This is a genomic window from Bacillus cereus group sp. MYBK220-1 (assembly GCF_051916445.1).
In the GTDB taxonomy this organism is placed as follows: Bacteria; Bacillota; Bacilli; order Bacillales; family Bacillaceae_G; genus Bacillus_A; species Bacillus_A cereus.
The window spans coordinates 575,337-589,170 of the sequence record NZ_JBQAGQ010000004.1; the positions used below are offsets into that span (position 1 = coordinate 575,337).

The window sequence follows — 13,834 nt, forward strand, 5'->3', positions numbered from 1 at the left end:
GCACTTTCTCATTGTAGACAATAATAATGAATTTGCCCAGTAGCTATTTAACGACAAAAAAAGATGCCGAATGGGCATCTTTTTTTAGGCTAACGCAATATAAATATCCAATTGTGCATGATTTGGGTCTAATGCTCTTTCATCGTAAAGCTCAAAGTCTGTTGTGAAGGCACGTTTATTTTCTTTCGACCATTGCCAAATGTATTCCCAAGCTTCGCAAACGACTTCAGCAACTGGTCCCTTTCTCGTTGTAAATACCGCATATGTAGCAGCAGGTATTGTTAAAGTTGTCATATTTTCAGGAACGTCTTCTAATGAAGAAACGGGCGTACCGATTGTGAATGTATATGTACCAGTTTCATCTGATTCGTAGTTTGAGTAGAAAGCAAATGTTGCTTTCGTTTTTTGGTTTGGGATGTGATGCATCATTTGTTCTTGGAAGTAGCGGTTCCAAAGCTCGGGGATTTTTCCTTTAGTAGATGCCTCTCTTTCGTTAGTCGTCGTAACTGAAACGCCGATTGCTTGGAAAGCTTCTTTTTTCATTATAATGGGCTCGTTAATCATGAAAATTCCTCCTTTAAAATAAGAACATACGTTCCTTGATAATATAACATATTTTTACATGTAACGGTTATTGTTTTTTGAAAATTTTAATCATAAATAACAAACTGAAATGACTAAAAATGGTAAAATTTCTATTGTATGTATGAATAGATTAAGAGATATGTTAAGCTTTTTATGTATCCTTAAACTGTTATATAAACCTATACAATAGGGCATTTTTTACTATGTTAAAAAATGGTGAAGGTTTGTATAAGTGTCCGATATATATATGCTATTTTTGATAAATTAAAATAGTAATATTCTATGAGATTTATATTGTTGACATTGGGATTTCAACGATACATTTTCGTAGGTCGGATTGTTGCGAGTGGATATATATTGCTATGTATACGGCTACGAAATTAAGTAGACGGATAGCAAGTATATAGAAAGGAGAAAGGTAGAAAATATGAAGCAAGTATTGAAGTGTTTTAATGTCGTAACGATGATCACACTTCTCCTATCCATCATATTGCCTTCACCCAGTGCTTTTGCTACAGAGATAAATAAAAAAAGCTGGGATGAGCTACAAGGAAATGATGTGAAAATTAAGGCAGAGCAAGTAAATGCTGAAATATATAAGGGAGAAGTAGCAGAGAGGGAGCACGTATTTCAATATACGATTGAAAATACGGGAGCTACACCAATTCAAGAATTGGTGCTTAAACAAAATAATGAAAATGAAATTACGTTCCCTTCGCAATCTGTGAAAGTAAACGGAGAGAAGTTACCTGAAAATAAGGTAGCGGATTTCTATGTAGAGGAAAAAGATAAGGGAGGAAAGGTTCTTTCTTCTAATCTTAAAATTAAAGATTTAAAATCACATGAAAAAATGACTGTGTTAATAAAAGCTCGTCGTGCACAACATTTTAATAATGAGTATAAGCAAAAAATTAGTGTGCAAAAGGATCAACTACAAATAGGGAACATGTCTGTAGATGTTGAGGGAATCCCTTCTGAAGAAAAGGTAGCAGCTAATGCCGATGAGGAGGCTGACAGTAGTAAGAAAGAAGTTGGCCCATCAGCTAATAATACAATTAAAAAAGTTGATGAAAAGCTAAAAGTATCTGTAGAAGATAAAAATAACCCTACATCAAAAACAGAACCACCAAAACAACCAGTAACCGAAGCTGAGAAACTAGAAAAAGAAGCGGAAAATCAGAGCGATGCAAAAGTACAAGCTGCATCAGAGAATGCTTCGAAGGTTCAAATGCAAACAGGGGATAAGCAAGGATTTGGAGATCCACTGTATTCTACAATTACTGCTGGTAATTTAGTACAGACTGGTAATGTAACACTTGGTTTGACGACCGATCATTATGGCAGACAAAGTCTGGGGTATAAGACGAATAAAATGACTGTGGACGTTGATAACGATGATAGTACTTTTAATTCGTCAACAGGAGCTTTTCCTAACATTCCTGCTGGAAGTAAAGTGAAAAAGGCGTATTTATTTTGGACAGCAGCTATGGGAACGCCAACTTATCCATCTAAAGAGTATAGAGTTAGCGATGCAGAGGTAAGAGAGCCCGTTAAAATGAAAATGGGGAATAAAGGATACGCTGAAGTAAGTGCTGATAGTATACGAAAAGCGGATTATTTACCGTATATTTCAAATTACTCGGGTGCTGGTGCCGGTTATGTTGCATATGCTGACGTAACAAATGTAATTGCAAAGCAAGGTATTTCTCAAACGGTGACAGTTGCGAATGTGCCACAAATTAAATTTGAAAAAGGCAGTGGTTACTACTGGGGCAACTGGAATCTTATATTAGTGTATGAAAACCATAAAGAAACCGTAAAAGATATGAAGATTTGGGAAGGGTTAGTTGCTCAAAAAAGTGCAGCCTGGACAACTATTGGTATTAATAAAATAAACACGCCAAAAGAAGGGGCTTTTAAGGCGAAATTTAGTTATTTCTCGTCACAAGGAGATCCTGCTGAAAATGATATATATGCCTATGATTTTGGGCAGTATGATTTTGGATTCGGTTATAAAGATTTAGAAAACATTAACGGTAAAAAAAATGATGTTAATGATTCATCTATGACAGAAGTGCAAGTGGATGGTACTAACGAGTTTGTTACGAAAAAATATCCAGGATATAATCCGGATTGGACAAATTCATTTAGTACTGATATTCATACGTATCATCTTGAAGGACCTGCTAAAGTAAAAAATGATTTAAAAGAAGGTAAAATGCAATTTAAAGCAAATGGTGCTACTGGTGATATTTACGTATTAAATAACGCTACATTTGTTACAGAACATAATGCGCCAAACTTACAAGTTGATAAAAAGGCGTTAGATAGTGCTGGGAAAGAAATTAAGGACGTTAAAGCTGGTGAAGAGTTTACGTATCAAATTGAAGTGAAAAATGATACGAAAAATAACCAAGCCCCTGTATCTAATGTAAAAGGTTTTGATAAATTAGATGATCGTTTAGAGTATGTTCCGGGATCTATTCAATATGTGTCTGGAAGTAATAAAGGAAATAAAACAGATAATGCAAGCGATGATGAAGCAGAGTTTGTAAATAATCAAATTGATTTCCGTATTGGTGAAGGTGCAAATGCTAAAGACGGCGGTGTTTTAAAGCCTGGTGAAAGTGCTGTTATTACATTCAAAGTAAAAGTGAAAGCTTCTGTACAATCAGATACAACAGTAAAAAATATCGTTGTTGTAAAGGGACAAGATAGTAGCGAGGTAAATTATGAAACTGCAGATGATGCAGATATTACGGTTACGACTCCAAAAGAAATCCCTGGAGAAATAGAAGCTAAAAAAATAGCATCTAATAAAACACCGAAGCTAGGTGACGAGGTAGAGTATCGTATTACATTTAAAAATAAGACAAAAGATGGACGTCTAGATGTATTGACCATTGAAGATGAATTACCAAGCAATCTTGAATACGTGAAAGATAGTTTGAAAGCAGAAGGTGCAAAACCAGAGCCAGTAGAGCTGAAGTTTGAAAATGGAAAAGTAATTGCAAAGTATCCAGAAATTATGGATATGGAAGAAAGAAGTATCGTCTTTAAAACAAAAGTAAAAGAAACTGCAAAAATTGGTGAAGAAATTGTTAATAAAGCAACCGTTAGTGATAAAACAAATCCACCAAAGAATCTAGAAGAGAAGATTACACCACAGCATAAGGCCGGTAAAATTGCTGCAAAGAAAAAAGCAACAAATAAGAAGCCAAAGCTAGGAGAAGAATTTGAATATCAAATTAGCTTCCAAAATACGGTGGAAAACGGAAAACTAGATGCAGTTACAATAGAAGATGAAATTCCAGCTAACTTAGAATTTGTTCAAGGCAGTGAGAGAGCTGAAGGTGCTGAACCAAATCCAGTAGAGTTAAAAGTAGAAAATGGTAAGGTAATCGCAAAATATCCAGAGATTACGGATACAAAAGAGCGAAGCATTGCCTTTAAAGTGAAAGTAAAAGAAGAGGCAAAAGCCGGAGAAACGATTGTTAATAAAGCGGTTGTGAGTGAGCCGAATGGACAAACTGAGCATCCAGAAGAAAAGATTACGCCGGATTATAAATACGGTAAAGTGGATGTTGAAAAAAGCGTAACGAATCAAACACCAAAACTAGGAGAAGAAGTGGAATACCGAATTACATTTTATAATACGGTAGAAAACGGAAAACTAGAAAAGGTGCTAGTAGAAGATACACTACCTAAAGGTGTTGAATACGTGAAAGATAGTTTGAAAGCTGAAGGTATAAAACCAGAGCCAGTAGAACTAAAAGTGGAAGACGGCAAAGTAATGGCAAAGTATCCAGAAATTACGGATACAGAAAAAAGAAGTATTGTTTTTAAAGTGAAAGTAAAAGATTCGGCAAAAGTAGGGGAGGCAATCGTAAATAAAGCAATTGCAAAAGATCCGAAAAATGAGCCTGTTGAATCAAAGGTTGTTATTACACCGCAAAGTAAAAAAGGTGAAATTGCTGCTACAAAGGTAGTTAATAATAAGAAGCCAAAGTTAGGCGAAGAAATCGAGTACCGTATTAGTTTTCATAATACGGTTGAGAACGGAAAACTTGAAGAGGTGCGAGTGGAAGATACAATTCCAAAAGGTCTTGAATATGTAGAAAATAGCATCAAGGCCGAAGGAGAAGCACCTGGACCAGTAGAATTAGCTGTTGAAAATGGGATAGTCAAAGCTAAGTATATCGATATTATGGATATGAAAGAAAGAAGTATCGTCTTTAAAGTAAAGGTGAAGGAAGAAGCAAAAGTAGATAAAGAGATTGTCAATAAAGCAATTGTTGATGATACGAAAAATCCACCGATTGAGCCGGAGGAAAGAATTACTCCGCAACATAAGGATGGAATAATTGATTCGAAGAAGACAGTAGATAATCCATCACCAAAACTAGGAGAAGAAGTAGAATACCGAATTAGCTTTAAGAACACGGTAGAAAACGGAAAACTAGAAAAGGTAATAATAGAGGATACAATTCCTAACGGTTTAGAGTATGTAAAAGGCAGTGAAAAGGCTGAAGGTGATAAACCAGCTCCATTAAAGTTAAGTGTGAAAGATGGAAAAGTCATTGCTGAATACGAAAATATTACGGATATGAAAGAAAGAAGTATTGTCTTTAAGGTAAAGGTGAAGGAAGAAGCGGAAGTAGGTAAGGAAATCATCAATAAGGCAATTGTGGATGATATGAAACATCCGAAAGAACCAGAAGCAAAAATCACACCATTACACAAAGATGGAAAAATTAAAGCGAAGAAAAGCGTAAATAATGAAACACCGAAGTTAGGAGAAGAAGTAGAATACCGAATTAGTATGAAAAACACGGTTAAGTACGGAAAGCTAACAGACGTGATAATAGAGGATACTTTACCAGAAGGTTTAGAGTATGTAGAAAATAGTTTGAAAGCAGAAGGTGTCGGAACAGATTCAGTAGAGCTGAAATTTGAAAACGGTAAGGTAATGGCAAAATATCCAGAAATTATGGATACAGAAGAAAGAAGTATCGTTTTTAAAGTGAAAGTAAAAGAAGGAGTAACAGTCGGTAAAAAAATCATTAATAAAGCAACTATTGATGATTCGCAAAATAAGCCAGTTAATCCGACTGCGGAAATTATTCCTCAGTATAAAGATGGAAAACTTGAAGCGAAAAAGATGGTAAATAATGAAACGCCGAAGTTAGGAGAAGAAGTGGAATACCGAATCAGCTTTAAAAATACGGTAGAACATGGAAAGCTAACAGAGGTAAAGATAGAAGATGATTTACCAAATGGATTAGAGTATGTGAAAGATAGTGTAAAAGTAGAAGGTTCTAAGCCAGATCCAGTGGAATTGAAATTTGAAAACGGTAAGGTAATGGCAAAGTATCCTGAGATTACAGATACAAAAGAGAGAAGTATTACCTTTAAAGTGAAAGTAAAAGGTAAAGTGAGCGATTCAATTGTTAATGAAGCGATTGTGAGCGATACGAAACATCCGCCAGAAACACCGACAGCAGAAATTATTCCGCAACATAAAGACGGAAAAGTGAAAGCGAAGAAGACGGTAAATAATGAAACGCCGAAGTTAGGAGAAGAAGTAGAATACCGAATTAGTTTTAAAAACACGGTAGAAGACGGAAAACTAGCAGAGGTGAAAATAGAAGATACTTTACCCGAAGGTTTAGAGTACGTAGAAAACAGTGTGAAAGCAGAAGGTTCTAAGCCGGATCCAGTAGAATTGAAATTTGAAAATGGTAAGGTAATGGCGAAGTATCCAGAGATTACGGATACAGAAGAAAGAAGTATCACTTTTAAAGTGAAAGTAAAAGATGAAGTGAAAGTCGGTAAAAAAATCGTCAATAAAGCAATTATTGATGATACGAAAAATGAGCCAGAAACACCGACGGCAGAAATTACTCCACAGCATAAAGACGGAAAAGTGGAAGCGAAGAAAACGGTAAATAATGAAACACCGAAGTTAGGAGAAGAAGTGGAATACCGAATTAGCTTTAAAAATACGGTAGAAAACGGAAAGCTAGCAGAGGTAACAATAAAAGATGATTTACCAAATGGATTAGAGTATGTGAAAGATAGTTTACGAGCAGAAGGTTCTAAGCCAGATCCGGTAGAACTGAAAGTGAAAGATGGAAAAGTAATCGCAAAATATCCAGAAATTATGGATACAGAAGAAAGAAGTATCGTCTTTAAAGCGAAAGTAAAAGAAGAATTTAAGGTTGGTGAAGGCATTGTCAATAAAGTAGTTGTTAATGATACAAAAGATCCAACAACTTCAGAAGTAACAATTACGCCAGAATATAAAGACGGTAAGCTTAAAGCAGAGAAATTTGTAAACAATAAAAAACCGAAATTAGGAGAAGAAGTAGAATACCGAATTAGTTTTAAAAACACGGTAGAAAACGGAAAACTAGTAGAGGTTACAGTAGAAGATGAAATTCCAGCTGGATTAGAGTACGTGGAGAACAGTTTACAAGCAGAAGGTTCTAAACCAAGTCCGGTAGAATTGAAATTTGAAAACGGCAAGGTAATGGCAAAGTATCGAGAAATTGCGGATACAAAAGAAAGAAGTATTATTTTTAAAGTGAAAGTAAAAGAAGAGGCAGAAATAGGCAAGGAGATTGTTAATAAAGCAATCGTAGTAGATACAAAAAATGAGCCAGAAGAGCCTCGTGTGGAAATTACTCCGCAATATAAAGATGGTAAAATTGCTGCGCAGAAAGTAGCAAATAATCATAAACCGAAACTAGGAGAAGAAGTAGAATACCGAATTAGTTTTAAAAACACGGTAGAAAACGGAAAACTAGTAGAGGTAAATATAAAGGATACATTACCAAATGGTTTAGAGTATGTAGAAGGCAGCATCACAGCAGAAGGTTCTAAACCGAAACCAGTAGAGCTACAGGTGAAAAATAATAAGGTAATGGCAAAGTATCCAGAAATTACAGATACAGAGGAAAGAAGTATTGTCTTTAAAGCGAAGGTAAAAGAAAGCGTAAAAGTGGGAGAAGAAATCGTAAATGAGGCAATTATAGATGATACAAAGAATCTGCCAGAAGAGCCTTATGTACCGATTACACCACAATATAAAGATGGGAAAATTGAGGCAAGAAAAGAAGTAAGTAATCATGAACCGAAGTTAGGTGAGGAAATCGAATATCGAATTATTTTTAATAATACGGTGAAAGATGGAAAACTAGCAGAGGTAAAAATAGAAGATGAAATTCCAGCTGGATTAGAGTTTGTAGAAGGAAGCGAAAAGGCTGAAGGTGAAGAGCCAAAACCAGTGGAGTTGAAAGTAGAAAATGGTAAGGTAATGGCAAAGTATTCAGAGATTATGGATACGAAAGAAAGAAGTATCGTCTTTAAAGTGAAGGTGAAAGATTCAGTTGCAATAGGTAAAGACATCACAAATAAAGCGATTATCCATGTTGATGATCCGAACCATCCAGTAATTGATCCGACAGCAAAAATTACACCGCAATATAAAGACGGTAAAATTGCTGCGCAGAAAGTAGCAAATAATCATAAACCGAAGCTAGGGGAAGAAATCGAATACCGAATTTCATTTAATAATACGGTGAAAGATGGAAAACTGGCAGAGGTGAAAATTGAGGATGAAATTCCGTCTGGTTTAGAGTATGTGAAAGATAGTCTAAAAGCAGAAGGTGATAAGCCAGCACCAGTAGAGTTGAAAGAAGAAGCTGGTAAGGTTAGTGCGAAGTATGAAAATATCACTGACATGAAAGAAAGAAGCATTATCTTTAAAGTGAAGGTGAAAGATTCTGTTGAAGTGGACAAAGCAATTGTAAATAAAGCAATTGTTGATGATACAAAAAATCCACCAGAGCGACCAGAAGTAGAAATTACCCCGCAGCATAAAGACGGTAAAGTTAAAGCTGATAAAAAGGTAAATAAAAAAGATCCAAAGCTAGGAGAAGAAGTAGAGTACCGAATTAGTTTTAAAAATACGGTAGAAAACGGAAAACTAGCAGAAGTGAAAATTGAGGATCAATTACCAACTGGTTTAGAGTATGTGAAGGATAGTTTAAAATCAGAAGGTAATGAGCCAGCGCCAGTAGAGTTAAAAGAAGAAGCTGGGAAAATTACAGCGAAGTATGAAAATATTACTGATACAGCTGAGCGTAGTATTATCTTTAAAGTGAAAGTAACGGAAGTAGCAAAAGTCGGTAAGAAAATCGTGAATACGGCAATTGTGGATGATGACAATCCTTATACTCCGCCGCAAAAACCAGAAGCGATTATTACGCCGGAGTATAAGGACGGAAAACTAAAAGCTGAGAAAACAGTAAATAATCCAGCTCCAAAATTAGGAGAAGAAGTAGAGTATCGAATTACTTTCCGTAACGTAGTAGAGCATGGAAAAGTAGCGAAGGTGAAGATTAAGGATGAATTACCAACTGGCTTAGAGTTTGTAGAAGGTAGTGAAAGAGCCGAGGGAGAGAATCCGAAACCGTTGTATGTGAAAGTGAAAAACGGAATCGTCCTTGCGGAATATCCAGAAATTACGGATATGAAAGAAAGAAGTATCGTCTTTAAAGTGAAAGTGAAAGAAAAAGTTAAAGTAGGCGAAGAGATTGTGAACAAGGCGATTGTGGAAGATACAATAAATCCACCAGAGCAACCGAATATCTCTATTCAGCCTCAATATAAAGATGGTGCATTACAAGCAGAAAAAACAGTAAGTAATCATGAACCAAAGTTAGGAGAAGAAGTAGAATATCGAATTAGCTTTGAAAATACGGTAGAGAACGGAAAACTAACTGAGGTAAAGGTAGAAGATGAAATTCCAGCCGGTTTAGAATATGTACAAGATAGTATAAAGTCTGATGGGCCCGAACCACATCCGGTGGAACTGAAAGTAGAGAATGGAAAAGTAACAGCAAAGTATCCAGAAATTACGGATACGAAAAAAAGAAGTATCATCTTTAAAGTGAGAGTACAAGAGACGGTACAAGTAGGAAAAGAGATTGTAAACAAGGCGATTGTTGATGATAATAATCCGACGACGCCGCCAGTTGAGTCACTTATACCAATCACACCGCAATATAAAGATGGGAAACTAGAGGCAAGGAAAGAAGTAAGTAATCATGAACCAAAGCTAGGGGAAGAAATTGAATATCGAATTACTTTTAACGGCACAGTAGATGGCGGGAAGTTAGTTGATGTAAAGATTGAAGATGAAATTCCGTCTGGTTTAGAGTATGTGAAAGATAGTCTGGAGGCCGTAGGTGATAAGCCTGTGCCTACAGAACTTAAAGTAGAGAATGGAAAAGTAACAGTGAAGTATCCAGAAATTACGGATACGAAAGAAAGAAGTGTCATCTTTAAAGTAAAGGTAAAAGAAACAGCAAAAGTTGGAGGAGAAATAACAAATAAAGCGATTATTGAAGTGGATGATCCGAAACATCCAGTTATAGAACCGACAGCGAAAATAAAGCCAGAATATAAAGATGGTAAGTTAACAGCAGCGAAGACAGTAAGTAATAAAGAGCCAAAGCTAGGAGAAGAAGTAGAATACCGAATTAGCTTCAAAAATACGGTGGAAAACGGAAAACTAGATGTAGTTACAATAGAAGATGAAATTCCAGCCGGTTTAGAATACGTGCAAGATAGTCTTAGATTTGAAGGTGCTGAGCCAAATCCAGTAGAGTTAAAAATGGAGTTTGGAAAAGTAATCGCGAAATATCTAGACATTGCGGATATGAAAGAACGTAGTATTATTTTTAAAGCGAAGGTAAAAGAAGCACCAAGTAAAGGGATAACAAATAGAGCGGTAGTGGATGATGGAATAAATCCGCCACTTGAGCCTACAGTTACAATTTTACCGAAAACAAAAGAAGATTTTAAGATACCGGAAGAACCAGAAGTGAAACCGGAAGATCCGAAAGAACCAGAAGTGAAACCGGAGGATCCGAAAGAACCAGAAGTGAAACCGGAAGATCCGAAAGAACCAGAAGTGAAACCGGAAGATCCGAAAGAACCAGAAGTGAAACCGGAAGATCCGAAAGAACCAGAAGTGAAACCGGAGGATCCGAAAGAGCCGAAGGAGCCAGAAGTGAAACCGGAAGATCCGAAAGAGCCGAAGGAGCCAGAAGTGAAACCAGAAGAACCGAAAGAACCGAAAGATCCGAAAGAACCAGAAGTGAAACCGGAAGATCCGAAAGAACCAGAAGTGAAACCGGAGGATCCGAAAGAGCCGAAGGAGCCAGAAGTGAAACCAGAAGTAAGATTGGAAAAATTAATTAAAGAGCCGCAAGTAAAAACAGAAAGAGAATTACCGAAAACAGGGGCAGCGTCTCCATGGATGATGTCAGTTGGTGCTGGAATTTCATTCTTAGTTGGCGGAGTATTATTCGTATTAGGTAGAAGAAGAAAACAATAATTTTTTTAGACGAAAAGCACACTGAGTTCGATAGTTTATCGAATTCAGTGTGCTTTCGTGGTATATAAAATAAAAGCTCCTTCCACGTATGGAAGGAGCTTTTATTTTTACATATTAAAACATGCTTGAGCTATGCATTGGTTGAAGTTTTGCATTTGGATCGAAGTAAGCTTTTGCATTGTTTACTGCTGTTGGTGCTTCACCGAAGCCGCAAGCAATGAGTTTTACTTTTCCTTCATATGTACAAATGTCACCAGCAGCGTAAATGCCAGGAATATTTGTTTCCATTTTTGAATTTACAAGGATGCTGTTTTTTTGTATATCTAAGCCCCAGTTTTTAATTGGGCCAAGAGAAGAAACGAAGCCATAGTTTACAATTACGTCATCAACATCGATGATAACTTTTTCTTCAGTTTTTACGTGCTGAAGAACGACTTGTTCAATTTTGTCATCACCAATGAGTTCAACTGGAACATACGGTGTACTTACTTCTGCACGAGAATTCATTAAGTTTTCGACGCTATGTTCATGCGCACGGAATTTATCGCGGCGATGAACGATTGTAACTTTTTCAGCGATCGGTTCTAACATCATTGTCCAATCAACAGCTGAATCGCCGCCACCAAATACTACGACGCGCTTACCGGCAAATTTATTCATATCATCAACGAAATAATGTAAGTTTTTCTTTTCATACTTTGCTGTACCTTCTAATTCTAAGCGGCGTGGTTGGAAAGCACCATTGCCAGCAGTAATAATAACTGATTTAGAATAGTGAGTTTGCTTATTCGTAACAAGTTTAAATATACCGTCAGCTTGTTTCTCAAGCGTATCGACAGATTCTTCTAAACAAACGGTTGGGTCAAATTTCTTCATTTGCTCTTTTAAGTTATCAACTAATTCTTGTGCGCGCACTTTTGGGAATCCAGCTACATCATAAATGTATTTTTCAGGGTAGAGTGCGGATAATTGTCCTCCAAGTTGAGGTAAGCTTTCAATGATTTTTACACTTGCTTGTCTCATACCGCCATAAAATGCTGTGAACAGTCCCGTTGGACCACCACCAATAATTGTTATGTCGTAAACTTTTTGATTTTCTGCCACTTTCATTCCCCCTATAGATGGAATTTTGATATTGATTTCATATATTGTTCATATGTACACGAAAATCCTGCAAATGATGATACTTTCAAATAAATGATAGCATATTTGAGTTCATAATACTTCTGAAAACGACTGAATTGTGTGTAAGTTTTCGCATAGGTTCTTTTTTATTGTATAAAATATACAGAAAGGAAAATACATGAAAAAAAGGATAAAAAACCCTTGAAAACGCTATGTTATTTTAAAATATTGATAATTCTCCAGACGCTTGAATTCTGGAATAAAACCGACTAATATAGGGAAGTATTATGTTAAATTTCTATGACAAAATTCGTACGATTTTTTGACTGCGTTTTGTTATGATATAGAATGTGATAAATTCCACATTCTTGACAAATAGAGTTTTTAGTACTTGGTATTATTTTTCATTACTATTATATAAAGAAAAGGGTTGTGATTTGGTGAAGACTCCAAAAATCGTAGTTTTAGGTGCAGGTTATGGCGGGATGATTACGACTGTTCGTCTGCAAAAAGCATTATCTGTAAATGAAGCTGAAATTACGCTAGTAAACAACAACAGCTATCACTACCAAGCGACTTGGTTACACGAGAGCGCAGCTGGTACATTACAAGATGAAAAAATCTGTCTAGATATTCAAGACGTTATTGATACAAATAAAGTGAACTTTGTACAAGACACAGTAGTAGAAATTAAAGCTGCTGAAAAACGCATTATCTTAAAAGACGGCGAGTTAGAGTATGACTACTTAGTAATTGGTCTTGGTTTCGAATCAGAAACATTCGGAATTACAGGATTAAAAGAGCATGCATTCTCAATCGCTAACATTAATGCAACTCGTGAAATTCGTGAGCATATGGAAGCTAGTTTCTCTAAATATGCAACTGAACAACGCGATGAGTTAGTAACAATCGTTGTTGGTGGTGCTGGATTTACTGGTATCGAGTACGTAGGTGAGCTTGCAAACCGTGTTCCTGAACTTTGCAAAGAGTACAATGTACCACGTGAAAAAGCACGTATCATCTGTGTAGAAGCTGCTCCAACAGCACTTCCAGGTTTCGATCCAGCGTTAGTAGAATACGCTGTAAAACAACTTGAGAAAAAAGGTGTAGAATTCCGCATCGGTACAGCAATTAAAGAAGCAACTGAAGAAGGTATTATCGTTGCGAATGGCGATGACACTGAATTAATTAAGTCTGAAACAGTAGTTTGGGCTGCAGGTGTTCGTGGTAATGGTATTGTGGAAGAGTCTGGATTTGAAGCAATGCGCGGACGTGTAAAAGTTGATGAGTACATGCATGCTCCAGGATACGAAGATGTATTCATGGTTGGTGACGCAGCGTTAATCATTAATGAAGAAATTAACCGTCCATACCCACCAACAGCACAAATCGCAATTCAACAAGGTTACAATATTGCACACAACTTAACTGTATTAGTTCGTGGTAAAGGCGAAATGAAGAAATTCGCATTTGATAATAAAGGATCTGTATGTTCTTTAGGTCATGACGATGCAATGGGCGTTGTTATGGGTAAAAAGTTAACAGGTTGGAAAGCTTCCTTCATGAAGAAAGTAATCGATAACCGTTACCTATTCTTATTAGGTGGACCTTTATTAGTTCTTAAAAAAGGTAAATTAAAGTTCTTTTAATATATATTAGAAAAAGCAGAAACGGCTAAGAGCTGTTTCTGCTTTTTTCATATTAAAAATATAGTAT

The 13,834-nt window shown here is 36.2% G+C and carries 4 protein-coding genes; 2 read left to right on the forward strand and 2 right to left on the reverse strand.

The window, feature by feature from the left end; genetic code table 11:
• Positions 1–84 precede the first annotated feature (84 nt).
• Positions 85–564: a GyrI-like domain-containing protein gene (locus tag ACTFRU_RS20395; RefSeq protein WP_000606648.1), complete on the reverse strand. Its 480-nt coding sequence runs from the start codon at positions 562–564 to the stop codon at positions 85–87.
• A gap of 448 nt (positions 565–1,012) precedes the next feature.
• On the opposite strand from ACTFRU_RS20395, the gene ACTFRU_RS20400 reads away from it, so the two are divergent.
• On the forward strand, positions 1,013–10,993 hold the full coding sequence (locus tag ACTFRU_RS20400; RefSeq protein WP_440037787.1) for an isopeptide-forming domain-containing fimbrial protein: 9,981 nt from the start codon (positions 1,013–1,015) through the stop codon (positions 10,991–10,993).
• A 114-nt stretch (positions 10,994–11,107) separates the two neighbouring features.
• Here the strand turns inward: ACTFRU_RS20400 and ACTFRU_RS20405 are convergent, their stop codons facing one another.
• The gene (locus ACTFRU_RS20405; RefSeq protein ID WP_142374164.1) at positions 11,108–12,097 is read right to left on the reverse strand and encodes an NAD(P)/FAD-dependent oxidoreductase; all 990 of its coding nucleotides are present in this window, start codon (positions 12,095–12,097) and stop codon (positions 11,108–11,110) included.
• A 461-nt stretch (positions 12,098–12,558) separates the two neighbouring features.
• On the opposite strand from ACTFRU_RS20405, the gene ACTFRU_RS20410 reads away from it, so the two are divergent.
• Positions 12,559–13,767 carry an NAD(P)/FAD-dependent oxidoreductase gene (locus ACTFRU_RS20410; protein WP_000856612.1) on the forward strand — a complete coding sequence of 403 codons (1,209 nt, stop codon included), beginning with the start codon at positions 12,559–12,561 and terminating at the stop codon, positions 13,765–13,767.
• The last annotated feature ends 67 nt before the right edge of the window (positions 13,768–13,834 follow it).